Raw genomic sequence first — 25,347 nt, 5'->3', positions numbered from 1 at the left:
AGAGGTGCGGGCATCCCTGAACTGGGTTTCCGAGTACGTGGACCTTCCCGAGGTCCCGCGGGAGGCGCTCGCCGAGCGGCTGACCGTGGCCGGGCTCGAGGTGGAGCGGATCGAGTCCCTGGACGCGGAGGGGGTGGTCGTGGCCCGGGTGGTGGCGGTCGAGCCCCACCCGAAAGCAAGGAACCTCTCCCTGTGCCATGTCGAAACGGGGACGGACCACCGGACCGTCGTGTGCGGCGCTGATAACGCGCGGGCGGGAGGCCTCTTCCCTCTCGCTCTCCCCGGTGCCCGCCTTCCGGGGGGGGAACTCTCCGTGGCCACGATCCGGGGCGTGAAGAGCGAGGGGATGCTCCTCTCCCAGAAGGAACTCGGGCTGGAGGGGAAATCGGCCGGGATCTGGGATCTCCCCCCGGACCTCCCGCTGGGGGCGGACCTCGCGCTGTTGGTTGGGTTCCCGGACACCGTGTTCTCCCTCAAGATCACGTCCAACCGGCCGGACCTCCTCGGGATCGTGGGGATCGCCCGCGAGATCTCCGCCCTGTACCGGACCACGGTGCGCGATCCAGATCTCTCGTTCCCCGAAGTTCCCCCCACCGCCGCCAGCCTGACCGATGTCCAGATCGAGGATCCTACTGACTGCCCCCGCTACGTGGCCCGCATCATCCGGGGGATCGCCGATCGCCCATCGCCGGTTCCGATCCAGGCACGGCTCCTCAAGAGCGGGATGCGGCCGCTCGCGCTGGCGGTGGACGTCACGAACTACGTGCTCCTCGAACTGGGGCACCCCCTCCACGCGTTCGATCAGGGGAAGCTCGCCGAGGGGCGGATCGTCGTCCGTCGGGCAAGGCGGGGGGAGAGGATCAGGACCCTGGATGGGGTAGAGCGGGACCTCTCCCCAGAGGTGCTTGTGATCGCAGACGCGGTGCGGCCGGTGGCCGTGGCCGGTGTGATGGGGGGGGCGGAGAGCGAGGTCAGCGCGGGCACCCGCGAGGTCCTCCTCGAGGCGGCCGCGTTTGCCCCGGCCCGGGTGCGGCGCTCGGCGCGGGCGGTGGGCGCCCGCACCGAGGCAAGCCTGCGCTTCGAGCGGGGCCTGTCCCCCGAGATGGCGGACCTCGCGTCCCGCCGCTACTGCGCCCTCCTCTCCCAGCAGGCAGAGGTCGCGATCGCCCGCGGAGCGGTGGACGCCTACCCCGCTCCCGCACGGGCGGGCCTCGTCTCCCTCCGCAAGCGACGCGTGGCGGAGCTCCTCGGGGTCGAGGTGCCCCCGTCCGAGGTCGCGGAGGGCCTGACCCGCCTCGGGCTCACCGTCCAGGATCGCGGGGATGCCTGGGATGCGCGGATCCCCCCGTTCCGGCAGGATCTCGGGCGGGAGATCGACCTCGTCGAGGAGGTCGCCCGCCTGTACGGCTATGACCGGATCCCGGCCCTCGCCCCGCGAACCGAGCCCCGGATCGGGAGGAAGGACCCCCGGGAAGCGTTCGCGGACCGGGTGCGGGGGATCCTCGCCGCGCTGGGCCTCGTCGAGGCCTACACCCCGGGGTTCCTCCCCGCGGAGGAGGCCGAGGTGAGGCTGCGGAACCCGCTCGCCCAGGGCGGGGATGGGCTGAGGCCGAGCCTCCTCCCCGGGCTCCTCGCGGTCGTGCGGGGGAACCTCGAAGCCCAGGCGCCGGGCGTGGCCGTGTTCGAGGTCGGCCGCGTGTTCCTGCGCCGCGATGGGGCGGTGACGGAGGAGGACCGCGTGGGGATCGCCCTCGCCGGCCGTTCCCCCCTCCCCCTCTCTGGGAAGCGGGAGCACTCCCCGGCGGACCTGAAGGGGCTCCTCGACGCCCTCCTCACCGCCCTGCGCATCGAGAACGCCGCCCTCGGGGAGATCGAGGACGTCCGGCTCCACCCCTACCGCCGGGCCGGGATCTACCTCGCGCCCCGTGAGGGCCGCGGGCCGCGGACGCTGATCGGATGGCTCGGCGAGCTCTCCCCCGCCCTGAGGGCCGCCCTCCCCGGCGAGCGGCGGGTGTTGGCGCTGGAGCTGGCCCTTCCTCCCCTCCGCATGGCGGCCCGCCCTCCCGAACACCACCCCCTCCCCCGTTCGCCGGCCTCGAAGCGCGACCTGTCCCTCCTCGTGCCCCAGGACATCCCCGAAGGGATCGTCCGGGGAGAGCTCCTCGCCGAGCCGCTCGTCGAGAGCGCGTTCCTGTACGACCTCTACTGCGGGGAGGGCGTCCCCGCCGGCCACCTCAGCCTGACCTACGAGGTCACGTTCCGCGACCCGGAGCGGACCCTGGCCTCGGACGAGGTCGAGGCGGCGGTGGGGCGGATCCTCGCCCGCCTCCAGCCGCTCGGGGCTCGCATCCGGACCTAGATGGAGCGGATCGTCAGCACCCACGGCCCGGAGGAGACGGAGGAGGTGGGGTTCGGGCTCGCCTCCCTCCTCACGGATGGGGATGTGGTGGCCCTCGTCGGGGAGCTCGGGGCGGGGAAGACGACGTTCGTAAGAGGCCTTGCCCGCGGGCTGTTCGTGAAGGAGGCCATCCTCTCGCCGAGCTTCCTCCTCGCCCGCAGCTACGAGGGGAGGATCCCGTTTCACCACCTCGATGCCTACCGGATCACCTCCCCCCGCGAGCTCGCCGAGGTCGGGCTCGAGGAGCTCCTCCCCCCGTCCGCCGGGGTGACGGCCGTGGAGTGGGCGGACCGGATCGCGGACCTCATCCCGCCCCAGGCTGTGTGGGTCACGCTCGAACACGCGGGCGACGACCGCCGCCGGATCACCCTCCGCCGCTAGCTCCAGACGCCGGGGATCGCCTCACCACAGTGCGGACAATGGCCCTCGAGGAGCGCGTTCCTGACGATCTGGAACCCGTAGCGCCGGATGACGAGCCGGCCGCAGGAGGGGCAGGTCGTGTCCTCCCCCTCGCCGGGGAAGTTCCCCAGGTACACGAACCGTAGGCCCGCCTCGCGCCCGATGTCCCGCGCCCGGCGGAGGGTCTCCAGCGGGGTCGGCGGGAGGTCCTGGGCCCGATAGGAGGGGACGAACCGCGACACGTGCCACGGAATATCGGGGGAGACCCCGGCGAGGAACTGCGCGATCCATCCCAGCTCCTCGTCCGCGTCGTTCCGTCCCGGGATGACGAGCGTCGTCACCTCGACCCAGATCCCCTGGGCCACCATCCGCCGGATCGTATCGAGCACGGGCTGGAGGGAGGCGCCGCAGTACCGGCGGTAGAAGTCGTCCGAGAACGCCTTGAGATCCACATTAGCAGCGTGGAGCCAGCCCTGGGCCTCGGCAAGGGCCTCCTCGGTCAGGTAGCCATTGGTGACGAAGGCGTTCCGGATCCCCTGCCCATGGGCGATCTTCCCCGTGTCGTAGCACATCTCGAAGAACACCGCCGGCTCGGTGTAGGTGTAGGCAATGATCGGGGCGTGGGTGTCCCGAGCGGCCCGCACCACGTCCTCGGGCGAGACAGGTTCCCCGAGGATCCCTCCCCGGTGCTCCCGCGGGTACTGGGAGATGACGTGGTTCTGGCAGAAGTCGCACCGGAAGTTGCACCCCATCGCGGCGATGGAGAGGGCCGGCGAGCCAGGGAGGAAGTGGTAGAGGGGTTTCTTCTCGATCGGGTCGAGGGTCTGGGACACGAGGCGGCCGTAGACGAGGGTGTGGAGCGTCCCGTTCCGGTTCTCGCGGACAGAGCACACGCCGCGCCCCCCGGGAGGGATGAGGCACCGGTGGGCGCAGAGCGCGCACCGCACCCGCCCCTCCCCGGCCCCTTCCCATAGCATCGCCTCGCGCATGGCGGGATATCGTACGTCGGCACGTCCGGGCCTGGCAAGACACTCCTATCCCCGGATATCCTCGCTGGCGATGTCACCATCGGAAGCGATCGCTCAGCGTTGCCGAGAGGTCCTGCGGCGGGTTCCGTCCGGGGTGACGGTCGTCGCGGCGACGAAGGGGTGGACGCCGGACGAGGTCCGACAGGCGATCGCGGCGGGGATCGGCCACATCGGGGAGAACTACGTCCAGGACGCGGAACGGAAGAAGGGGGCTGTCCTCGAGCCGGCGACGTGGCACATGATCGGCCGCCTCCAGACGAACAAGGTGAACCGGGCAACGCGGGTGTTCGATTGGGTACAGACGATCCACTCCGCCGAGCTCGCCCGGCGGCTTTCCGCATCCTGCGCCGCCCACGGGAAGGAGCTTCCCGTCCTCCTCCAGGTCAACATCGGCCGCGAGCCCCACAAGGGGGGAGTTCCCCCCGAGGAGATCCCCACCCTCGCCCGGGAGGTTCGCGCCCTCCCCTCGCTCCACCTGCGGGGCCTGATGGCCATCCCCCCCGCCGGGGAGAGGCCGGAGGACGCGCGGCCCCACTTCCGGGCGATGCGGAAGCTCTTCGCGGCGCTACGGGACGAAGGCTTTGCCCTCGATACCCTGTCCATGGGGATGAGCGCGGACTGGGAGGTAGCCGTCGAGGAAGGGGCGACGATGATCCGCCTCGGCACCCTCCTCTTCGGCCCCCGCTCCCCTGGCTAGACGAGGAGCCGGACGAAGGCCCCGAGGAGGAGCCCGACCGCCGTCGTCCCGAGGACGACGAGCCCCGTCCGCCGCCAGCCGAGCTCCTTGCCCAATGCCCCGACGGTAGCCAGGCAGGGAACGTAGAACAGGACGAACACAGTGAACACGATCATCTGGGCGTGGGTCAGGGCCGCCACCCCACCCACGAGCGCCCGGTCGAGCATCACCAGGGAGAGTTCCTTCCGCAGGATGCCGAGGACGAGCGGGACCCCGGCCTCGGAGGGGAGCCCGAGCGGCCAGGTAAGGAACCGCACGGACGCGTTGAGACCTCGTGCCCACCCCAACGCCTCGGCCAGGGCGAGGAGGCCGCTCGACACGGCGAGGAGGGGCCACGCCAGCGCGATGAACCCCTTCAGCCGGAGCCACGTCTTCCCGAGGAGGTTCTTCGCCCGCGGGCGGCGGTAGGGGGGGATCTCCAGGATCAGCCCCGGTCCCTCCCCGGGGAGAAGCCTTGTGAGGACCCACCCCGCCAGCGCGACCACGGCCACGTTGCCCACGTAGAGGAGGAGCGCTACCCCGGGCCCCACGTACCTCCCGACGAGGCCCATGATGACGATCGTCCGCCCGGCGCAGGGGATCATCACCGCCAACGCGGCCGTGACAAGCCGATCCCGCTCGTCATCGAGGATGCGCGTGGCGAGCACGGCGGGAACCGTGCACCCGTAGCCGAGGAGGAACGGGATCACGCTTTTTCCGTGGAGGCCGACCTTGTGCATCAGGCCATCGAGGAGGAACCCCACCCGCGGCATGTACCCCACGTCCTCGAGGAACGCGAGAAGGAGCAGGAACGGGACGAGGTAGGGGAGGACGATTGCGATCCCTGCCCCGAGGCCATCCCACGCCCCGCCGAGGAGGGCCGCCAGCGGGCCCGTGCCCAGCGCGGCCGCAATCCGCCCCGAGAGCCCGTCCAGCCATGGGGAGAGGATCCCCTCCACCGTCCCCCCCGCCCAAAACACGAGGGCGAACAGGCCGAGGAGGATGAGGACGAGGAAGGGGTAGCCAGCCACGGGGTGCATGAGGACGTCGTCGAGCCTCTCCCTCCACCCGACTTGGGGCCGGCCAACCCGGGCCACGGCCTCGAACAGGCGCATCGCCTGGGCGTGGCGCTCATCGGCGAGGATCACCCCCGGATCCTCGCCCCGCCCCTGGGAAAGCTCGGCCCGAGCCTCCTCCACCGCGCGCGCTGTCTGAGGATCGAGCGCGGCCTGTCCGCCCTCCCCCCCGAGGAGCTGGGCGGCACGGTGGATCGGAGCGCCGGGATCCCCCTTGAGCGTCGCCACGATTCGGGCCAGGGCCCGCTCGACATCGGCCGCGTAGGGAGGACGTCGCGCCGGTTTGGCGGCGGGGAGGGACGCGAGGAGCTCGCTCAGCCCCTGCCCACGGCTCGCCACCGCCGCTACGACCGGGATCCCAAGGAGATCCGCGAGCGCGTCCACGTCAATCGAGATCCCCTTGTGTTCCGCCTCGTCCATCATGTTCAGGCAGAGGACCATCGGGATCCCGAGCTCGGCGAGCTCGAGGGTCAGCGCAAGCGACCGACCGAGGAGGGAGGCATCAGCGACCTGGATGACCGCATCCACGTCCCCGGAGAGGAGGAACTCCCGCGTCACCCGCTCCGCGAGGTCGCCCCCGAGGAGGGAATACGTGCCGGGGAGGTCCACGACCTCCCCGCGGCGCCCGCCGATGTTCGCCCGCCCGCGCAGGGCCTCCACCGTCGTCCCGGGGAAGTTCGATGCCACCGCGCGGTACCCGACGATGGCGTTGAACAGGGTGGACTTCCCGGCGTTGGGCTGCCCAACGAGGGCGACCCGCTGAGGGTTGCGCCCTTCCTTTCCTGCGCCCCAGCGGTCAGTGGCCATCGCGCGGTGAGGGGCCGCAGGGCTCGACGAGGATGTGCCGGGCGAGGCCGCGGCCGAGGGCGACCTGACAGCCATCCACCTCCACGAGGACCGGGCCCCCCCATCCCCCCACGGTCGCGACGCGGACGAGGGCCCCCGGCCGCACCCCCAACCGCCGCAGGCGGAGGGAGGGACCCCGACCGCCATGGACCGCCACCACCCTCCCCACTCCCCCGGGGGGAAGGGAGGACAGGGGCACTGGGAAATCGAAACTCATTTTCAACATGGAAACCTACCCCGGAAGGGGCGCTCTGTCAAGGGTTGCAGAAGGGAACCTCCGCAAGGGACATCCGCCCCGCCCCACCACGTCCCTCCCCCGTATCCTCCCCCCGTGCCCAAGTCGGCCATCGTCCTCCTCCTGTTCAGCTTCGTCGTCGTGCTCACGGTGGGGATCGTGGCAAGCCTGTCGCAGCCCCCCCCGACGGCGGTGGTGGTCGTGGTCGACCCCGGGCACGGCGGCCACGACCCGGGAGCGGTCGTCGCCGAAGTTCAGGAGAAAGATGTGAACCTGGCGATCGCCCTCCGCGTCCAAGAGAGGGCTGCCTCAAGCTCGGGCCTGCGGGTGATCCTCACCCGTTCCTCCGATGCCTACCCGACCCTCCTCGAAAGGCTCGAACTCGCCGCGGCCGTCGGCGCGAGCCTCTACCTCTCCATCCACGCCAACTACTACCGCGACCCCATCGTATGCGGCGTCGAGACGTGGGTGGATACAGGCGCCGGAGGGGAGAGCCTGCGGCTGGCGCGGGAGGTGCAACGGGCCGTAACGGCGGCCACCGGGGCGCCCGACCGGGGCGTCCACCGCCAGACCCTCTACCTCCGCCACGCCTCGCTCCCGACCGCGCTTGTGGAGGTGGGGTACCTCTCCTGCCCCGGTGAACGGGCGAAGCTCCTCGACCCTGCCTACCAAGAGAAGATCGCGGACGGGATCCTCCGCGGGATCCTCTCCTTCCTCGGAATCCCGTAGCCAAGCTCCCGGCACCGATCCAGCGTCCGCGGCGAGCAAGACGACCCGTATCCCTCCCGCTGGACTTGACGGAGAGCAGGACCCTAGAATCGGAGTCACTTTCACAGGGGGTGATGGAGATGGCACGGTGGATGAAGGTGGCGGTGGTGGCCCTCGCAGCCGTGGTGGGTTCGGTTCCCGCGCTCGCTCAGGTGCAACCTTTCATAGGGCTACTGCCTGAGCTTGGGAGATGTCCTGTGTGGTGGGAGCAGCCAACCACGATTCCCCTTACGTCCGAGCCGCACGAGGCGCTGTTTGCAATGCCTCGGGGAGGAAACGAGATCTGGTACGGCATGCTGCAGTTAGGCAGCGGGGAGAACACCGTAGTCCATGTTGCGTTCTGGCCCGGGGACGGCGGGGGCCCTCGACTTTGGCTAGACTCGAATGGCAATAGAGATCTAACCGACGATGGAGACGGCCTTTGGATGTGGAAGTACGGATGGCATGAATATGTTTGGCAGTACACGGTTCTCGTCGACTACGGTGCAGAAGGGCATCTCCCCTATTCGATCCGCCTCAGCGCGGCGCCCGATTACAGTTGGGACCCCATCATTATGCCCGAGTCCGGGCATCTCTCCCCGTACTCCCTTCACGCACGTTCTGGAGGATTCCAGCAGGGGCTACTGGATGTCGAGGGGAGGACGCTCTTGTACGGCATCTACGACGCCAATGGTGACGGTCGATACGACGACATCGAACATACTGGTGTCCTTGTAGACAATGACGGCGATGGCCGGCTTTGTCCCTCCTGTCCATATGAGACGTTCCTTCCGGGAGAGACGTTCGCGATCGGTACCCAATGCTACGCCCTTGCCGAGGTGAGCCCAAGCGGCCGACGGGTCCGGGTAGAACGGGTTGAGCAATCCTTGTGCAATCGGCCGGTGTTTGCTCCGGGTTGGCCCGCGCCTGACTTCAACGCCCAAACCCTGGACGGCCGCGAGGTCACCTTGTCCCAGCTGAGCGCCCAAGCGACGGTTGTTGTTCTCATCTCCCCACGCCTCTGCGCCGCGGGCATGGGAGAGCTTCGTGATTGCCCCGGCTGTCCTTCGAGGGACATCTGTGAGGAAGTCAGCAAGTTTGGTGAGAGCGTAGCAGGCGTTGAGGAATACCGGTCCAAGGTCGCCCTCGTCATGGTCATCACTGATCCGGAGCTACCACCAGCGGCCTGGCTTGACAAGTTCGCACCATTTTGGGAGATCGTCTGGGACCAGGATGGGAAGATCGCCCAGCTCTACTACGGGTGTCCAGGACCTCTGATCATCGACCACGAGCGAACCATCCGGTTTGTTGGCCTTGAGCCAAGCACGATACTCGATGGCTTTGGATGCTACCGCTATGAGTACGGTGCACGAATGGCGAACGTGCTCGACCTTCTCTGGGCCCTGGCACGAGTGGTGGCGGATGAGGGTTGATGGCGGAGAGGTGCACTTCCCCGGTCCTAGCCCTCTAGAGGTAGGTTCACAAGTTGTGACTCAGTGGGTAGGGCGTCCTGTTCCCAGACACCGATCGATCCCGTGAAACGGCCCCCGGGGGAATACACGTGGCAGCTGGGGCTCGGCTAGACCCCGTCCGGCGGGAGGGTTCGCGGTGGACGCGTTCGGCCAGCCCTACGCGTTCACCCTGCTCGTGCAGGAATGGCGCTTGAGCCTAACCGGAGCGGCCCACGGGACGAGGAGCGCCTGCGGAGCCGCAAGCGGGGCTCACCCTGGGCGGGCTTCATGGCCAATGCCTGGATCAGCCTCAGCACCGGGGGAAGCTTGGCCGTACCCGTTGCGGAGTGGGCATTCCACTGACGTCGCTCGGCGTGCGGTGCGCTACGCCCTGGACCCGCGGGGCAGGGGGAACGCGAGGTGCGTGCCACGCCCTCCCTCCGGGGGGCGATGCTCTCAAGGGGAGGCCACAGACGAGCTAAGCCTTCTGCGAAGCCTGTCCCGCCTCAAGCGATGCCCAGATGAACGGCCACAGGTCGCCGTCGAGCACGGCCTGGACGTTCCCCACCTCGACCCCGGTGCGGTGGTCCTTCACCAGCTGGTACGGCTGCAGAACGTAGGACCGGATCTGGTGCCCCCACTCGATGTCGGCGAGCTCCCCCCGCAGCTCCTCGATCTTCCGCGCGTGTTCCTGCTCCATGAGCGCCCGGAGCCGCGCCCGGAGAATCCGCAACGCGGTGAGCTTGTTCTGGAGCTGAGAGCGCTCGTTCTGGCATCCAACGACGATCCCGGTGGGGAGGTGGGTGATGCGGACCGCGGTCTCGTTCTTCTGCATGTGCTGCCCGCCGGGCCCTCCAGCGCGGAACGAGTCGATCCGGAGGTCGTCCTCGGAGATAACGAGATCGTCCTCCGGGACGACCGGCGTGGCCGTGACCGAGGCGAACGAGGTGTGACGGCGGGCCTGGCTGTCAAACGGGGAGATGCGGACCAGGCGGTGCACGCCGGATTCGCCCTTGAGAAGCCCGTAGGCGCGGCGGCCCTTCACCTCGAGGGTCGCGGACTTGAGGCCCGCTTCCTCGCCGGGCGTCTCGTCCACGAGCCGCACCGCAAACCCCGCTCGCTCGCAGAATCGGGTGTACATGCGGAGGAGCATCTCCGTCCAATCCTGGGCATCCGTGCCCCCGGCCCCGGCGTTGAGGGCGAGGAAGCAGTCGTTCCCATCGTAGGGGCCGGAGAGGAGGAGCTGGATCCGTACCCGCTCCATCTCCTCCGCGAGCTTGGCCAGTGCCTCCTCGGCCTCGGCCTGCGCCCCCGCGTCCCCCTCTTCCTCCGCGACCTCGAACAGGACCTCGACCTCGTCGAGGGCCGCTGTGAGGTGGTCGTACCCGCCGAGGCGGTCCTTGGCGGCCTCGAGCTCCCGCACCTTGCCCTGGGCTGTCGCCCGATCCTCCCAGAACCCGGGGCGGGCCATCTCCTCCTCGATCGCCTTCACCTTCGCCCGCAGCGCATCCGCACCGAGGCTCTGCCCGAGGCGTTCAATGCGGTCGCGCAGATCACGGAGATGTTCGTTCACGAGCGAACCTTAGCCGCCGGCGCTGCCAACTGCAACCGGGGGCTGTGATCCCCAGTGAGGAGAGCCGATAATCCGGGCATGGCGGGGACGCTCTTCGTGTGCTCGACCCCGATCGGAAACCTCGCGGACATCACCCTCCGCGCGCTGCAGACCCTGCGCGAGGCTGACCTCATCGTCGGCGAGGACACCCGGCGGACGCGGGTGCTCCTCTCCCATTACGGCATCCACACCCCGTTTGCCCCCAGCCTGTACCAGGGGGCAGAGGAGGAGCGGACCCACCAGGTGCTGGCCCTCCTCCGCGAGGGGAAGAAGGTGGCCCTCGTTTCGGATGCGGGGACGCCGCTCCTCTCCGACCCCGGCTATCCGCTGGTGCGGGCGTGCGTGGCGGAGGGGATCCCCGTGGTGCCCGTTCCCGGGCCGAGCGCCCTCCTCGCCGCCCTCGTCGCGTCGGGACTTCCGCTGGACCGGTTCCTCTTCCTCGGCCACCTCCCCCGTCTCAAGGGCCCCCGTCGGCGGGCCCTTGAGACGGTGGGCACCGTGGACTGGACGGTCGTCTTCTACGAGTCCCCCCACCGGATCCGCGCCACGCTGGAGGAGCTCGCCCAGGTGGCGGCCGCCCGGCCGGTGGTCGTCGCCCGCGAGCTGACGAAGGTCCACGAGGAGTTCGTGCGCGGAACCGCCGACGAGGTGCGGCGCCAGTTCGCCGAGCGGGCGGAGATCCGGGGGGAGATCGTGGTCGTGGTCGGGCCTCCCGACGAGCCAGGATCGCCTGCGGTCCCCCGGGAGAGGGCGCGCCAGGTGTACAAAGGCCTCCTCACTGCCGGCCTCTCCCCCCAGGAAGCCCGCAAGATCACGGCCGACCAGCTGAACCTGAGCCGGCGGGAGGTGTACCGCTCCGTCCATCGCCTCGCGGACTGAGCGGCCCAGGGAAGTTGCCTCCCTCTCACGGGGATGTCCCCGCGATTGCGCTTCCGCACGGGCTCCCGTAGGATCCAACTGGGAGATGCCCAGCCCTGCGCGGTTCGAGCGGGGCCGCTCGGAGGTCGGGGGATGCGATGATCGAGATTGGGAAGGCCGCGATGGGCAAGGAGCGCGCTTGGTCCCGCGCCCCCCGCCGTGGATCGGGTGCAGGGGGCCTCCCATGACGGAGGAATGCCCCCTCCTCGACCTCGCCGGGGATCCGTACACGATCGGATACGGCCATGGCCGCGGGGCGAAGGCCCTCATCGCGACCAACCTCGCCCTCTACACCCGCCGCTACCGAGACGAGATCGGCCTTGGGTGGGAGGAGGTCCTCCGCCGGGCGGGGGTGTGGTTCGCTCGCGTGGCAGAGCTGGACCCCCCCTACGCGGCGATGGTGGAGGGCGTGGCCGCGGGTTCCGGGTTCCCCCTCCTCGCGATCGCTGCCCTCAACGCCCGGTACGAGCTCTTCTACGGGGAGTTCGCCGCGACGGGGCTCGCCACGGCGTGCACCTCGTTCGCCCTCCTCCCCGCGCGCACGGGGGGGAGGCTTCTCCTCGGGGAGAACTGGGATTGGTTCCCCGACGTGGAGGGACTATGGCTGAGGGTCGCCTGGGGCGACCTCACCGTGATTGCGTTCACCGAGGCCGGGATCGCTGGGGGAAAGATCGGCCTCAACTCAGCCGGGATCGGCCTCGCCGTGAATGGCCTCCTGTCGCACCGCGACCACTGGGACGGGGAGGGGGTCCCGTTCCACGTCCGAACGTGGCGCGTCCTCTCTTCCCCCGACCTCGAGCGTGCGATTGCGGCGGTCGCGGACGGGGGGGCGCCGGGATCGGCGAACTTCCTCCTCGGGGACGCCACGACCGGGGAAGCTGTGTCGTTGGAGCGAGCGCCGAACGGAACCGCCCGCGTGGAGCCAGCTGATGGGATCCTCGTCCACGCCAACCACTTCCTTGCCAAGGACACGCTGGACGTGCGGGAGCCCCTCGCCGAGGAGCGCCGCTCGACCGACCTCCGCCAGAGACGCCTGACGGAGCTCCTTGTCGGCGCGGCGGGGCGGGGTCCCCTCTCGCTCGCGAGCGTCCAGGACTCCCTGCGCGACCACGAAGGGCATCCCGACTCCGTGTGCCGGCATGAAAGCCCCCTCTTCCCCTTGGATCTGAACTACCGGACATCGCTCTCCGTCGTCATGGACCTCGGCGCTGGCCGGATCCACTACACCGCTCGCCCCCCGTGCCAGAGCCCGTACCGCACTCTCGGGGCCTAGGAGAACGACGCCACCAGGCGCCGGACCTCCTCCGGTCGCGGGAGGGGACGGAGCCCAACCGGGTCGCCGGAGAGGACGGGGTGCTGCTCCTCGAACGTCGGTCGTTCCTCCTCGTACAGGACCCCGATTGGGATCCGCTCCCCGCCGAGGAGGGCTACCGCCAGGGCCTTCATCCGATCCCGCTTGTCGTGGCCCCCTTCCTCCAAGGGAGCGAGCCGCTCCTTATACCACGCGAAGTTCTGGACCCTGTTCCAGCTCGGACAGGGGTGGAGGACGTTCACGAGGGAGAACCCCTTGTGCCGAATGGCGTCGGCGATGAGCCGACCCGTCCGCTCCACCTCCCCGGAGAAGCTCTGGGCCACGAACGGGGCACCAAGGGCCACAGCGAGGGCAAGCGGGTTCAATGGGGAAGAGAGGGAGCCGAACGGCTGGGCGCGGGTCGTGTATCCCAATGGGGCCGTGGGGGAGGCCTGGCCCTTGGTGAGCCCGTAGACACGGTTGTCGTGGGCGATCACGGTGAGGTCCACGTTGCGGCGGATGTTGTGGAGGAGGTGGTTCCCCCCTTCGCCGTACAGGTCACCATCCCCAGACTCAGCGATCACGGTGAGATCGGGCCGGGCGAGCTTGAGCCCGGCCGCGGCGGCGATCGTCCGCCCGTGAAGGCCGTTGAACCCGTTCACGGTGAGGTAGTGCACGATCTTCGCCGCCTGGCCGATCCCGGTGACGAGGACGACCCGGTGCGGGGGAAGGCCCAGGGAAGAGAGGGCCTGGGCCAACGCCTTCCGGATCTGGAAGTTCCCGCATCCCGGGCACCACGCGAGCTCCACATCTGCAAGGTACTGCTCCGCGTTCATCCTCTCACCCCCTCGACGATCTCCCGAGCGGTGAACGGCCGTCCGTCATAACGAGGGACTAACCGGCGCGGTCGAAGGCCCGTCTCGGCAGCGATCCACTTCCCCATCTGTCCGGTGGCCGTCCCCTCCACGAGGACGACCTCGTCAGCCTCATCCCACACCCGCTCGAGCTCCTCGGTCCGCAGGGGGCAGAGCTCGCGGAGGTGGACGTGGGCGTACTCATCCCCGAGGATCTCCACTGCTTCCCGGATTGCCCCATAGGTGGACCCCCACCCGAGGAGAACCCGCTTCCCACGGAGCCGCCCCGCCGGGTAGACCTCGGGGGGCGCAACCTCTCCCCGGAGCCCATCCCCCTTGCGCAGGCGCTTTTCCACCATCGCCTTCCTGATCGCGAGGTCCTCAGTGATCCGGCCGAAGGCGTCGTGCTCGTCGGAGTCCACGAGGACGAGCTTGCCGGACACCCCCGGGAGCGCGCGGGGCGAAACCCCTCTTGGGGTGAGGGAGAACCGATCGTAGCGTTCCATTCGCGCCAGTTCGTCCGCGGCGAGGACATGGCTGCGCAGTGCGACCCGCGCTGGATCGAGGGCCGGGACAACCTGATACGAGTCCACCACGAACTGATCGGTGAGGATGATCGCGGGGACCTGGTACTCCTCCGCGAGCTCGAAGGCCCGCATCGTAAGGTAGAACGCGTCCTCGGGGTCCGTGGGGGCAACGAGGTAGCGGGGGAACTCGCCGTGGCCCGCGTGAAGGGCGAACAGGAGGTTCTCCTGCCCGGTTCGGGTGGGGAGGCCTGTAGCCGGGCCCGGCCGCTGGCCGAGGTGGATCACAATCGGGGTCTCGATCATCCCCGCCAAGGACAGCCCCTCCACCATCAACGCAAACCCGCCCCCGGAGGTGGTGACCATGGATCGGGCCCCACCGTAGGAGGCCCCAAGCGCCATGTTGATCGCTGCGATCTCATCCTCGGCCTGCTCGACGACGATCCCGTACTCCGCCGCGTAGTGGGCGAGGAACTCCATGACCGGCGTCCCCGGGGTCATGGGGTAGGAGGAGAGGAACCGACAGCCAGCAGCGATCGCCCCCGCCCCTACCGCTTGCCCGCCGGTGAGGAGCATCTTCTCCCCACGCCCAAACTGGGGAGGAGGAAGGCGCCCCACCTCGCCCCGGACCTGTTCGTAGCCGAGGGCGAGCGCGCGCAGGTTCGGCTCCGCCTTCTCCCCGAATGCGCCACGGACCTCGTCACCCACGATGCCCGGATCGAGCCCGAGGAGCCGCGCCGCTGCCCCGAGGAGGACCACCCCGGCCGCGATGGGGAGCCCGACCTCCTCCCGGGCGAGGCGCACCGCAGGCACGGATGTGACGACATCGTCCTTCACCCCCTCGTCCGCGACCACGCGCCCCCCCGCGCGAAGGTGGGACCGGTACAGATCGAACATCTCCTCGTTCAGAGCGAGGAGGAGGTCAGCGTCGCGCGCCGGGGCCGCGACGGGAGCGTCCCCGATGCGGAGGGTGAACGCGTTCTCCCCACCCCGGATCCGGGAGTGGTAGGAGAGCTCCCCGTGGACGTACAGGCCACGGCGGAAGAGGCTGCGCGCGAGGATGTCGCCAAGGGTTTGCACACCCTGCCCCGCCGCGCCGGCGATCCGCACAACGAGGTCCATCGCTAGGCCCTCCCTCCGCCCACGGACCGAGACATCTGCCCTACCCCCTTGACAAGGGGCTACGGCTGTCGTACTTCTCTTTGTGCCGGGCCGAGGCCCGGTTTTCGTTTGCCCCTATCCACGAAAAAGCCGCTTCCAAAAGGGCTTCTCGTCCTGCCGCCGCTCCACCGCCGTGACCTCCCCCGCCGCCTCCGCCGTGCCGACCGTCTCGTCCCATCTCCCCCGCGCGCGGGCCTTCCCCTCCCAGAGGGAGGCGAAGCGGATCACCGCCGCGCGGGCATCGTCCCTCGCCACGGCGGAGCCGGCCTGGGCAAGCGACCGCAGCACCTCGTCGAGGGACGCGATCTCGGGGCGGATGTGGACCTCCCCCCCCTCGCGCACGAGGACGTACCGCGTCGCATCGGCGATCAGCCCAAACGCGCTCGCGTCCACGGTGCCGAGGGGAAGGACCTCCTCGACGAACTCGCGGTCCGCCTCGAGGTACTCCCGCTGCAGACGCTCCCGCCACCCCATCTAGCGGCCCTTGAACACCTGGAACTCGTTGTGGTGCTCCTCCTCGTCGGCAAGGATCCCCTCGAACAGCTTCTTCGTAGTGAAGTCCTCCTCCTTCATCGCGAGCTTGATGATGTCGCGGTAGAGGGCGATCGCCTCCTCCTCGGCCTTGATGTCGAGGTCGATCATCTGGGAGAGAGTCTTCCCGACCTCGATCGGCGCCGGTTCGGTCGTCGGCTCGCCCCCGAGGTAGTCCAGCCGCTCCGCGATCGCTTCGGCGTGCTTCATCTCCGTGATCGCGATCTTCTTCAGCCGGTCCGTGACCTCGAGCGACTCGATCCCCGTGGCCCGCACGTGCTGCCACATGTACTGGATCGAGACCTGGATCTCCCGGGAGATCGCCATGTTCAGCATGTCCTTGAGCTTCTTCGGTGCCATACTGATCCCTCCTTCTTGGGCATGGTACCCGGCTCCGGGCGGGAGGGCTAATCGGCGCGGGCCCGCTCTCTCCTCCCCAACCAGGAGGCAATTCCCGTTCCTCACCCGGGGGTGCCGGGGTTAAGCTAGCTCAACCAGCACCCTCAACCAGTCAAGGAGGAGGCGCGGCATGAGGAAGTTCTGGCGCACGTGTTCCCGGCCTTGGGAGCCGATCCGCTGGCGAAGCTCGGGATCCTGCAGCAGCCGCGTCACGAGGCCCGCCGCCCCCTCGTAATCGCCGGGCTCGACGAGGTAGCCGGTCTGGCCGTGGAGGACCTGCTGGGGGATCCCCCCCACGTTGGTCGCCACGACCGGGGTCTCCTTCCACAGTGCCTCGGACACAGTGAGGCCGAACCCCTCACGGCGGGACAGCTGCATCACCACCGCCGCCGACCTCTGGAGGGCATTCACGAGGAGGGCATCGGTTTGGGTGATGAGGTGCACATCCCCCATCTCCTGCACCTGCTCCTGCACCTGAGAGAAGATCTGCGGCCCCTCGGGATCATCGGTAGCCATATTCCCTACCATCACCAACCGGCAGTCCACCGCTTCCCTTACCCGCCGGAACACCTCCAGCACGCCCAGCGGATCCTTCCACTTGTCGAACCGGGACACCTGGACGAGGATGGGTTTATCGAGGGGAATCTTGTACTGATCGAGCTTCTTCGCCAGTTCGTCTGTAGTCAACTCCCGGTTGAGCTCAGACAGGGGATCGATGGCCGGGGCGATGATGTGGGTGTCTACAGGGAGATCGGGCTTGCGGAACGCCTCCGACGAGACGACCACCCCGTCGTAGCGGAGGATGAACGGTTTGAGTGCCTCCCATACCAAGTCGTGAGGTGTGGAGATGTCGATGTGGCACCGCCACACCCAGGGGTTCACCCGCTGTTGGTAGCGGATCATGGGGAGAGGTTGCGGGTCGTGGACGATGATGATGTCATGGTCCGCGAGAGGGCTGTACCGAGCGAACGCCTCGTTCACCCGCAGGTAGTCGGCCACCTCGCGGTCGGTCAGCTCGACGGGCTCTCCCTGGAGAGCGTTGTGGAGCTTCTTGGTGACCTGAAACAGGGAAGGATCCCCATACAGCAGGCTCCAGTCGGCGTTGATCCCAACGTCGTTCATCAGAGGGATGAGCGAGTGGAGCATCCCCGCCACTCCTCCCCCGTGGAACGTGGAGTTCACGTGCAGGAGCCGTAGTCCGTACAGGGGGCGCGCCGCCTGGAACACGGCTGCCACCATCTCCTCCCCGACGTAGGGTACGTACTGCTCGATGCCCAATGCTTCCATGGACTAGGGGGTACCCCCCCGTTCACCTCCGGATAGCAAACGACGGAACCCCTCGGGGACCACGGCCGACCACAGCTGAAGGTCACACCCTTCGCCAGGGATCTCGCCTGGTCCACGGAGGCCTTTCTCCTCGTCCCAGTAGAATAGCTCAACGAACCCAAGGTCGGCAAGCGCGTAGAGCACCCGCTCGGCGGTGGCGAGGACGTCGGGGAGGCCGTGGACGATCGCCCCTCGGCCGATGAACCACTGCTCAAACGGCCAAATCGCGCCCTGGTGGTACCCAGTGGAGGAGTAGTCCGGCTGACCAGGGGCATAGGTACGGAATCCGTGGGGGGTGGCCAGCTCACCCGCCCGGCCGAGGATCCGCTCCCGCTTCTCTAGGGGCACGTCCTCCGGCCTGAGGTAGGCGAGCAGATGCAGCCCGTCTGAGCTCACCCCCGGGACGAGGCCTCTCCCGTCATGGGCCAGGGCAGGGTAGGCGGTGTCCTCGTCCCATAGATTTCGCCAGATCGCTCCCGCTGTGGCCCGGGCCTGCCGAGCGAGGGTGGCGGGGGAGAACCCGAGGTCAAGGGGCTCGGTCAGCGCGGCCAGCGCGCGGAAGGCAGCGACCGTCTGGGCCTGGACTAGGGTGTACGCCACCGGGAACTGCAGCCTTCGCTGCCCGGGGAGGAACGAGTCCTTCCAGTAGGTGGAGGAGAGGAGGTACCGCTCCGCCCCCGCCTGGCGCGGGTCCTCCCAGAACAGGTCGTCTTCGAGGTGGCGGAGCATGTACTCCCCCGCTGCCCGCAGGGCATCTCGGATCACAGCCAAGCTCACCTCATCACCGCCACGCAAGCACTGCGCCGCCCCAATAAGGAACAGCTGGCTCGTCTCGCAGGCGTTGTACCGGGTCGACAACCCTTCACGTTCGTAGGGGTAAAGCTCGTGGAGCACCCGCCCTGGCTCCTCTCCGGTCCGCGGGTCTCGGCGTCGACCGATTGTGGCGCCGCAAAACCGCAGTGTTTCCCGCATCAGGGCTTCCTCACCCCCGATGAGCCCGGTGGTAAGAAGATCGCGAGGAAAGATCCCAAACCTAACTCGGTCCTTCATCATCCCCGCATTTGCAAGATGGAAGTTCTCTTCGCCGATCCTGACCTCAACCCGAAGGCGGTCCAATGCTGCCCTTCCCGCTTCCTCCAAGGCGGTCAGTTGGCTCACCCCTTGACGGCCCCGGCGAGGATGCCGCGGACGAAGTACCGCTGCAGGGAGAGGAAGACGATCATCGGGACGATCATGGAGATGAACGCGGCTGCGGTGAGGAGGTGCCAGTCCTGGCCCCGCGACCCCACAAGGAGGGAGAGCTTCAGGGTCAGGGGAGCGACCTCCTCAAACCCTCCCAGGTAGACCAGGGCCACCAGGAGGTCGTTCCACACCCAGAGAAACTGGAAGATCCCGGCCGAGGCGAGCACCGGGACCGACAGCGGGAGCACCAGCTTCACGAACGCGCGGAACGGGGTCGCCCCATCGATGAACGCGGACTCGAAGAGCTCCCGCGGCAGGGCCCCGAAGAAGTTGCGCAGAAGGTAGATCATGAGCGGGAGCCCATAGCCGGCGTGGGCAAGCCAGATCCCAGGGAAGGTCCCGGAGAGCTTGAGGACGTTGAACATGCGCAGCACGGGGATGAGGGTCATCTGGAGCGGGATCACGATGAGCCCGATCACCGTCATGAGGAGGAGCTGCCGGCCGCGGAAGTTCATCCACGCCAACGCGTAGGCAGCGAGGGCAGCGATGGCGAGGGTAAGCAGAGTTGTGGGGACAGTGATGATGAAGCTATTGAGGAAGGCGCGTCCCATCCCCTGGCTGGTGAGCACATCGCGGTAGTTGTCGAGGGTGAACTGGCTCCAATAACTTGGGGTGACGAGGGCCGTCCACCACCCGGAGGAGAGGAGGTCCTGCCGGGGCCGGAACGAGCTCACGAGGAGCCCCAGTGACGGGGCGAGCCAGATCACAGCGAGGGTGATGACGAGGAGGTGAAGCGGTAGCCTCTTGAGTATCCGCGTGGCTTTCATCTCACTGCCTCCTGGGTCCGGAACCGCCGCACGTTGATGACGAGGAACGGGATGATCGCCAGGAACAGGACCACCGCGATCGCGCTCGCCAGGCCGTAGTTGTTGAACTGGAACATCTCGTTGTACATCCGATTGGCGATCACATCGGTGTCGTAGGCGCCGTTCGTCATCATGTACACGATGTCGAACACCTTGAGGACGAACACGATCATCGTTGTCGTCACCACGGCCAGGGTAGACTTGAGGAAGGGGATGGTGACGTGGCGGAACACCTGCCACTCGTTGGCCCCGTCGATCCGGGCTGCCTCCTGCATCTCCTTGGGGATCCCTTTATACGCCGCGGAGAGGACGACCATGCAGAACCCGGTCCACACCCACACCCCCACCACGATCAAGGCGAGGTTGTTGATCCACGGTCGCTCAATGAGCCATCCCACCGGCTGCCCCCCCAACGCGACCACGATTGCGTTGAGAAGACCAATCTGGGGGGAAACCGCCGGACGGAACGCGTACACAAACCGCCAGATCACCCCCGCTGCCACGTAGGAAATGGCCATTGGGAGAAAAATCACCGACTTGATGACGGCTTCGTAGCGCACCCGATCGAGGAGCACGGCGAGGACGAGGCCCATCCCAACCGTGAATGTGGTGAACACGACGAGCCACAGGAGGTTGTTGCGGAACGCGATGATCATCGGTCGGGACGTGAAGGCTTGAATGTAATTCTGGAACCCGACGAAAGTATCCGAACGTGGGCCATAAAAGCTGAGGCGGATCGTCTCCGCGCTCGGGTAGACGAGGAACACCCCCAGGAGTAGGAGGGCGGGGGCGAGGTACAGCCAGTGGGCCCGTCCCATGTTCATGCCGGTCTCCTTGGGAAGGAGTGTGCGCCGGGGCAGAGTCGCCCCGCCCCGGCGCACACGGACCTACGACCCTAGTACGCGGCCTGCGCCGCGGCCTCGATCTCCTGGAGCACTCGATCGAGCGGCACGCCCGACACATAGTCGAGGATGCCCTTCCAGAACGCACCCGACCCCACCGCGGCCGGCATGAGATCCGAGGCGTCGAACCGGAAGATCTCAGCGCCCTTGAGGATCTCCGCCGCCTGGGCGGTCAGCTGATCTGGATAGATGCTGGGATCCACGTTCACGTTCGTGGCAAGCTTCCCCAGCGCCCCGCACCAGATGACCTGGGCCTCTGGGCCGGCCAGGTACTGGAGGAACGCCCGCACCTCAGGGGTGTCACGGAACGCGGAGATGAGGTCCCCCGCCCCGAGGAGCGGAGTCCCCCACTGGGGGTCGATCGGCGGGAACACGAAGAACGCCACATCCCGATCGAGATCGAGCTCAGGGTGGGCACCGGCGATGAAGCTCTTGATGAACGTGGCCTGACGGTGGAGATACGCGCCCGGGGTGGGATCCCACAGCACCGCCGGGGAGTCCCCGAAGTTGATGGAGAGAGCCCCAGTCGTGCCGCCGTAGACGTAAGCCTCGTTGCGGACGATCTCCCCGAACAGCTCAAACGCCCGCTTCACCGCGGGATGGGTCCAGGGGATCTCGTGGTTTACCCACTGGTCGTAGACCTCAGGGCCAGCGGTGCGGAGCATGATGTCCTCGATCCAGTCCGTGCCCGGCCAGCCGGAAGCTGCCCCGGACTCGAGGCCCACCGCCCACGGGGTCTTCCCCCGGGCGGCTAGCGCCTCGGTGATGTACAGGAGCTCATTCCAGGAGTCCGCTGGCGCCAGCCCTTCAGCATAGAGGGCATCAGGGTTGTACCACACGAGGGACTTGAGGTCGGCGGAGATGAAGATCCCATAGACCTTGCCATCAACGGTGGCCAGGTCCACAAACGCCTTGGGGAACTGGGCGAGGTCGACGAGGCCGTCCACCGGGATGAGGGCCCCGCGGGCCACGAACTCCGCCATCTGGCCGGGGTTCGGCATCCCGGCGAGGTCCGGCGGGTTCCCCGCCGCCACCCGGGTGGCAAGGATCGTCGGGAGATCCCGGCCTACGCTCTCCACCCGGACCGTGATCCCGGTTTGAGCCTGGAAGGCGTCAACCACCTTCTGGAACGCCGCCAGCTCGTCCCCGCTCCACAGGACCATGATCGTCACCGCTCCCTGGGCGAGGCCCCCCACAAGACCTGCCAACAGAAGACCAACCACCAGTCGCCTTGTCATTTGCTACCTCCTTTTCTTCGTGGTGTAACCGTGGTCCTCTTCGCTCGAGAACTCCTCCTCCCTCTCTCACCTCCTTGTCCTGTGAACAGGGCCTCGGGGTTGTCGCGCAGGTGCTCGACCACTGCGATCGCGGCGCCGAGGGCCGCGGCTGGGCCGCGCTCCACGGCGAGGGTCACCTTGTACTGGTCCAGGAACTCCCCGGCCAGCTCCACCCGGAGTCGCCGGCGACACCCGGCGAGGAATGCCTCTTCGTCCGCCCCCAACATCTCGGCATGGAAGACCACCCGCTCCGGGTCGAGGAGGGTTACAGCATGGACGAGGAAGCCGACTGCCCTCTCTACGAGGAGATCCACCCTCTCCTTCGCGCTGCAGCCCTCCATCTCCTCTCTCGCTACGTACGCCCGGTACAGGGAGCCGCCGTGGCCGTGGGCCCCCCGGTACGGGCGCCCATCGACGAGAAGGCTTGCCCCAAACCGGACCTCCCCAGCGAGCCCAGGGCGGAGGGCAACATAGAGGAGCGTGCCCTCCGTCCATCCCGAACCCCACGCCTCGGCGAGGGCCATCACGTGAGTATCGTGATGCACATGCACCCGCGCCGGAACCTCCCGCTCCAGGATCTCCCGAACCGTTACCCCCCGCCAGGACGGCATCGTCTTCCCCGCAAAGCTTGCCACCCCATTGGTGACGAACGCGGGGAGGGCAACGCCGACCCCCCCGACGCGGGGCCACGTGATGCTCAGACCTGTCAGCCACTCCGTGAGCTCCTCCCCCACCTGCCGCAGCAGGGGGACCGGGTCCTCCGAACCACCGTCCAGCGCCAGCGGGAGGGACTCCTGAGGGTTCCCCCACAGATCGGACAGCACGAACATGAGCTGGGGAAGCTCAAGATCCACCCCGACCACACTGCAGACGCTCCCGTCGAGGCGGTACACCGTTGCCGGCCGGCCACCCCGCAGGGATCGCGTCCCCACCGGGACGACGAGGCCACGGCTCACGAGGTCGGCGAGGGCCCTGTCCACCGTGGGGCGCGATAGCCCCAGGGAGGACTCCAGCTCCCGCCGCGTGGCCCCGTCCGGGTCCCACAACGCCTGAAGTAGCTTAGAAGTCGCATTCGTGCTCATTTTGGCTAAACGTTTTACAAAACAATTGTACCCAAGGAGGAGCGACCGGTCAACCCCCGCCTGGTCGCCCAGCGGACCGGCCGACAGCGCAGGCTCAAGCAGCTGCGCCAGGCCTCGGGATCGTGGGGCGACGCGCGAACGCGAGGACCACGTCTTGTGCATGAGGCCATTCTTCCCTTGCCCTGCCTCGTTTCCCCTGGTATGCTGACGACCTTGATTCAGGCCACCGAGGGTGGCGGAGCGGAGCGAGGAGAGCATGGGGGGAATCTCACGGTACATAGCGCAACGGCTGATGTTGACGATCCCGATGCTCTTCATCCTGGTGACGATTGTGTTCGTAATCCTCCGTGTGATGCCCGGAGACCCGGTGCTCGCCATGCTGGGAGGAAGGAACGTCTCACCGACAGTCCTCGAAGCGCACCGGCAGAAGCTTGGACTCGACAAGCCCCTGATTCACCAATACGGGGAGTACTTGGGGCAGATCATCCGGGGCGATTTCGGCACGTCGATGAGCACCAGCCAGCCCGTCCTCAGGGAGCTCTTCAGCCGCCTCCCGGCAACGGTGGAACTCGCCATCTTCGGGCTCCTCGCGGCGGTTCTCCTGGGGTTTGTTACAGGTGTGATCGCGGCCACCCGGCCCGGCCAGGTCATTGACCATGCGATACGGGTATTCCACATCGGCTCCTTTGCAGTCCCCTTGTTCTGGTTGGGACTCATGCTTCAGGTGTTTGTCGCAGTGAAACTCGGTTGGCTCCCCGTGGCCAAGCCCCTGAGCGGAAACATATCCTACGCCTTCCAATCGAAGACGGGCTTCTTCCTGCTTGACGGGATGCTCCAGGGGCGCTGGGATTGGGTGGCCGACGCGGCGAGACACCTCATTCTGCCGGCGATCACACTGGGGTTCGCTCAAGCGGGTTTCTTGGGGAGGATGACGCGGGCCAGCATGCTCGAGGTCCTTGACGCTGACTACGTTACGACAGCAAGGGCCAAGGGCTTGCGGGAGTGGGGGGTTGTGTTGAGGCATGCGCTGCGCAACGCTCTCATTCCCATCGTCACGGTGTTCGGGCTCCAGTTCGCCATCCTCATGGGGGGGGCTGTTCTCACGGAGACGGTCTTCTCCTGGCCAGGGGTCGCGAGCTACCTGATGAGCTCGATCACTGCACGTGACTACCCCGCGATCCAGGGGACCGTGATCTTTATCGCGATCTTCATCTCGGTGATCAACCTGATCATTGACGTTCTCTACACCGTGATCGACCCCCGCGTGAGGTACTGAGGTGACGGTGAAACCGATCTCAGAAACCAGCTCTCATGGGGGTGCACAAGCCATAAGCCGCATCGGCCGTGGCGCACGGCTGGTCGCCCGTGAGCGGATCCTCCTCGTTGGAATCGTGATCGTGAGCGGATTCATCATCATGACCATCCTCGGGCAGGTTCCGGGCTTCACGCCCTATGATCCGATGCAGTACCGAAGCGCGCCGCGGTTGCAGGGCCCCTCAGCCCAGCATTGGATGGGAACCGATCAGCTCCAACGGGATGTGTTCAGTCGCGTCATCAGCGGAGGCAAAGCATCCTTGATCGTCGCGTTTTCCGCTGTCGCCATCAGCATGGTCGGGGGCTCGGTTCTCGGATGGATCTCCGGCTTCTTCGGGGGATGGCTCGACCGAGGTCTTTCGTTGGCGATGGACGCGCTCTACTCGTTTCCGTCGATCATCCTTGCGATCACCCTCGTCGTCGTCCTCGGCGCAGGGTTGCAGCCGATGATCTGGTCAGTCGCGATTGTCTACGTGCCAACCTACTTTCGAGTCTCGCGGGCGGAGGTGCTGAAGGTCCGCGAAACGACCTACATCGAGGCTATCCGTGCCGTTGGGGCATCTAGAACCCGCATCGTCTTGCGTCACATGGCGCCCAACACAGTCAATGCGATCATGGCAGTGTCATCGTTCAACTTGGCGGATGCGATCCTCACAGTGGCCGCTTTGTCGTTCCTTGGATTCGGTCTCCCACCTCCGGCCCCTGATTGGGGGTTTGACATCCAAAATGGCCAAAAATATCTACAATCTGGGTCTTGGTGGCTGATCACCTTCCCAGGGTTGATGATTGTCTTCCTCTCCCTGGGATTCGGATTGATCGGAGAAGGGGTAAGCGATCTTGTCAATCCGAAACGAAGGCACAAGATCTAGTTGGCCCGGAGAGCGCTGACCTCTCGAGATCCTAGGCAGCATCGCTCGGACCTACCGCTCGGAGGCGAATGGGAACGCGGCAAACTCAAGACCGATGGGGCGAAGTCCGCGTCATCGGGGTGGTGGAGACGCACCACCTCGCCATTCGGCTCGCTCTGGGGAAAGGAGCATTTCGCCTGACCATGCCCCAAAAGCCAGGCACCATGCCCTAAGGCGCCGCCCGGACGGGCAGTTGACCTGCACACCCTCCCGTGCTAGGATGCGTTACTAAGGTTGTGCTATACGGCACTAGGGGGAGGTGATAACCGGACACATCATTGGTCCAGTTCCGTGGTGATCCTTCG

At 67.4% G+C, this 25,347-nt stretch carries 23 protein-coding genes; 9 read left to right on the top strand and 14 right to left on the bottom strand.

Annotation, left to right across the window (positions count from 1 at the left end; genetic code table 11):
* Positions 1-4 precede the first annotated feature (4 nt).
* The gene (pheT, locus tag BARAN1_RS02575) at positions 5-2,359 is read left to right on the top strand and encodes a phenylalanine--tRNA ligase subunit beta (protein ID WP_122030757.1); all 2,355 of its coding nucleotides are present in this window, start codon (positions 5-7) and stop codon (positions 2,357-2,359) included.
* Positions 2,360-2,779 carry a tRNA (adenosine(37)-N6)-threonylcarbamoyltransferase complex ATPase subunit type 1 TsaE gene (gene tsaE, locus BARAN1_RS02570; RefSeq protein WP_122030756.1) on the top strand — a complete coding sequence of 140 codons (420 nt, stop codon included), beginning with the start codon at positions 2,360-2,362 and terminating at the stop codon, positions 2,777-2,779.
* Here the strand turns inward: tsaE and amrS are convergent.
* Complete coding sequence (amrS, locus tag BARAN1_RS02565; RefSeq protein WP_122030755.1) at positions 2,776-3,786, bottom strand: AmmeMemoRadiSam system radical SAM enzyme; 1,011 nt, start codon at positions 3,784-3,786, stop codon at positions 2,776-2,778. The genes tsaE and amrS overlap by 4 nt on opposite strands.
* A 70-nt stretch (positions 3,787-3,856) precedes the next feature.
* On the opposite strand from amrS, the gene BARAN1_RS02560 reads away from it, so the two are divergent.
* Positions 3,857-4,522 carry a YggS family pyridoxal phosphate-dependent enzyme gene (locus BARAN1_RS02560; RefSeq protein ID WP_157959402.1) on the top strand — a complete coding sequence of 222 codons (666 nt, stop codon included), beginning with the start codon at positions 3,857-3,859 and terminating at the stop codon, positions 4,520-4,522.
* On the opposite strand, the gene feoB is transcribed toward BARAN1_RS02560, so the two are convergent.
* Together feoB and BARAN1_RS02550 are read right to left on the bottom strand one after the other, a co-directional pair.
* Positions 4,519-6,423, bottom strand: coding sequence for a ferrous iron transport protein B (gene feoB, locus BARAN1_RS02555; RefSeq protein WP_157959401.1), 1,905 nt, complete (start codon positions 6,421-6,423; stop codon positions 4,519-4,521). The genes BARAN1_RS02560 and feoB overlap by 4 nt on opposite strands.
* Positions 6,413-6,679 carry a FeoA family protein gene (locus BARAN1_RS02550; protein ID WP_122030752.1) on the bottom strand — a complete coding sequence of 89 codons (267 nt, stop codon included), beginning with the start codon at positions 6,677-6,679 and terminating at the stop codon, positions 6,413-6,415. The genes feoB and BARAN1_RS02550 overlap by 11 nt, the downstream gene beginning before the upstream one ends.
* A 114-nt stretch (positions 6,680-6,793) precedes the next feature.
* Here BARAN1_RS02550 and BARAN1_RS02545 point away from each other — a divergent pair, with 114 nt between their 5' ends.
* Positions 6,794-7,426 (top strand): N-acetylmuramoyl-L-alanine amidase family protein, encoded by a 633-nt coding sequence (locus tag BARAN1_RS02545; RefSeq protein WP_157959400.1) that lies wholly within the window; start codon positions 6,794-6,796, stop codon positions 7,424-7,426.
* A 131-nt stretch (positions 7,427-7,557) separates the two neighbouring features.
* Positions 7,558-8,877, top strand: a complete 1,320-nt coding sequence (locus BARAN1_RS02540; protein WP_157959399.1) for a redoxin domain-containing protein — start codon at positions 7,558-7,560, stop codon at positions 8,875-8,877.
* Positions 8,878-9,373: 496 nt separating this feature from the next.
* Here the strand turns inward: BARAN1_RS02540 and prfB are convergent, their stop codons facing one another.
* A complete protein-coding gene (prfB, locus tag BARAN1_RS02535) occupies positions 9,374-10,468 on the bottom strand; it encodes a peptide chain release factor 2 (protein WP_122030749.1) in 1,095 nt (364 codons plus the stop codon).
* 78 nt (positions 10,469-10,546) lie between these two features.
* Between prfB and rsmI the strand changes: the two genes are divergently transcribed.
* Together rsmI and BARAN1_RS02525 are read left to right on the top strand one after the other, a co-directional pair.
* Positions 10,547-11,386 carry a 16S rRNA (cytidine(1402)-2'-O)-methyltransferase gene (gene rsmI, locus BARAN1_RS02530; RefSeq protein ID WP_122030748.1) on the top strand — a complete coding sequence of 280 codons (840 nt, stop codon included), beginning with the start codon at positions 10,547-10,549 and terminating at the stop codon, positions 11,384-11,386.
* 223 nt (positions 11,387-11,609) lie between these two features.
* Positions 11,610-12,698, top strand: a complete 1,089-nt coding sequence (locus BARAN1_RS02525) for a C45 family autoproteolytic acyltransferase/hydrolase (protein WP_157959398.1) — start codon at positions 11,610-11,612, stop codon at positions 12,696-12,698.
* On the opposite strand, the gene BARAN1_RS02520 is transcribed toward BARAN1_RS02525, so the two are convergent.
* The 10 genes from BARAN1_RS02520 to BARAN1_RS02475 form a co-directional block, all read right to left on the bottom strand.
* Positions 12,695-13,552 carry a 2-oxoacid:ferredoxin oxidoreductase subunit beta gene (locus BARAN1_RS02520; RefSeq protein WP_122030746.1) on the bottom strand — a complete coding sequence of 286 codons (858 nt, stop codon included), beginning with the start codon at positions 13,550-13,552 and terminating at the stop codon, positions 12,695-12,697. The genes BARAN1_RS02525 and BARAN1_RS02520 overlap by 4 nt on opposite strands.
* Positions 13,549-15,216: a 2-oxoacid:acceptor oxidoreductase subunit alpha gene (locus BARAN1_RS02515; protein WP_122030745.1), complete on the bottom strand. Its 1,668-nt coding sequence runs from the start codon at positions 15,214-15,216 to the stop codon at positions 13,549-13,551. Before BARAN1_RS02515 ends, BARAN1_RS02520 begins: the two co-directional genes overlap by 4 nt.
* 114 nt (positions 15,217-15,330) lie before the next feature.
* Positions 15,331-15,729: a hypothetical protein gene (locus BARAN1_RS02510; RefSeq protein WP_122030744.1), complete on the bottom strand. Its 399-nt coding sequence runs from the start codon at positions 15,727-15,729 to the stop codon at positions 15,331-15,333.
* Entirely contained in the window at positions 15,730-16,146 is a 417-nt protein-coding gene (locus BARAN1_RS02505; RefSeq protein WP_122030743.1) for a ferritin-like domain-containing protein, read from the bottom strand.
* 120 nt (positions 16,147-16,266) lie between these two features.
* Positions 16,267-17,472, bottom strand: coding sequence for a glycosyltransferase (locus BARAN1_RS02500; protein WP_122030742.1), 1,206 nt, complete (start codon positions 17,470-17,472; stop codon positions 16,267-16,269).
* Between the two features lie 3 nt (positions 17,473-17,475).
* Positions 17,476-18,405, bottom strand: coding sequence for an MGH1-like glycoside hydrolase domain-containing protein (locus BARAN1_RS02495; RefSeq protein WP_122030741.1), 930 nt, complete (start codon positions 18,403-18,405; stop codon positions 17,476-17,478).
* A 260-nt stretch (positions 18,406-18,665) separates the two neighbouring features.
* Positions 18,666-19,520, bottom strand: coding sequence for a carbohydrate ABC transporter permease (locus BARAN1_RS02490; RefSeq protein WP_122030740.1), 855 nt, complete (start codon positions 19,518-19,520; stop codon positions 18,666-18,668).
* A complete protein-coding gene (locus tag BARAN1_RS02485; RefSeq protein WP_231944290.1) occupies positions 19,517-20,383 on the bottom strand; it encodes a carbohydrate ABC transporter permease in 867 nt (288 codons plus the stop codon). Before BARAN1_RS02485 ends, BARAN1_RS02490 begins: the two co-directional genes overlap by 4 nt.
* A 71-nt stretch (positions 20,384-20,454) precedes the next feature.
* On the bottom strand, positions 20,455-21,699 hold the full coding sequence (locus BARAN1_RS02480) for an ABC transporter substrate-binding protein (RefSeq protein WP_122030739.1): 1,245 nt from the start codon (positions 21,697-21,699) through the stop codon (positions 20,455-20,457).
* The gene (locus BARAN1_RS02475) at positions 21,696-22,820 is read right to left on the bottom strand and encodes an ROK family transcriptional regulator (protein WP_157959397.1); all 1,125 of its coding nucleotides are present in this window, start codon (positions 22,818-22,820) and stop codon (positions 21,696-21,698) included. Before BARAN1_RS02475 ends, BARAN1_RS02480 begins: the two co-directional genes overlap by 4 nt.
* Positions 22,821-23,076: 256 nt before the next feature.
* Here BARAN1_RS02475 and BARAN1_RS02470 point away from each other — a divergent pair, with 256 nt between their 5' ends.
* Both BARAN1_RS02470 and BARAN1_RS02465 read left to right on the top strand, forming a co-directional pair.
* The gene (locus BARAN1_RS02470; protein WP_157959396.1) at positions 23,077-24,096 is read left to right on the top strand and encodes an ABC transporter permease; all 1,020 of its coding nucleotides are present in this window, start codon (positions 23,077-23,079) and stop codon (positions 24,094-24,096) included.
* A 7-nt stretch (positions 24,097-24,103) separates the two neighbouring features.
* Entirely contained in the window at positions 24,104-25,003 is a 900-nt protein-coding gene (locus tag BARAN1_RS02465) for an ABC transporter permease (RefSeq protein WP_157959395.1), read from the top strand.
* The last annotated feature ends 344 nt before the right edge of the window (positions 25,004-25,347 follow it).

Origin of the sequence: Candidatus Bipolaricaulis anaerobius (genome assembly GCF_900465355.1) — a bacterium.
Lineage (GTDB): Bacteria > Bipolaricaulota > Bipolaricaulia > Bipolaricaulales > Bipolaricaulaceae > Bipolaricaulis > Bipolaricaulis anaerobius.
The sequence above is the reverse complement of the archived record's forward strand: the minus strand, read 5'-3'. Positions and strand labels throughout refer to the sequence as shown.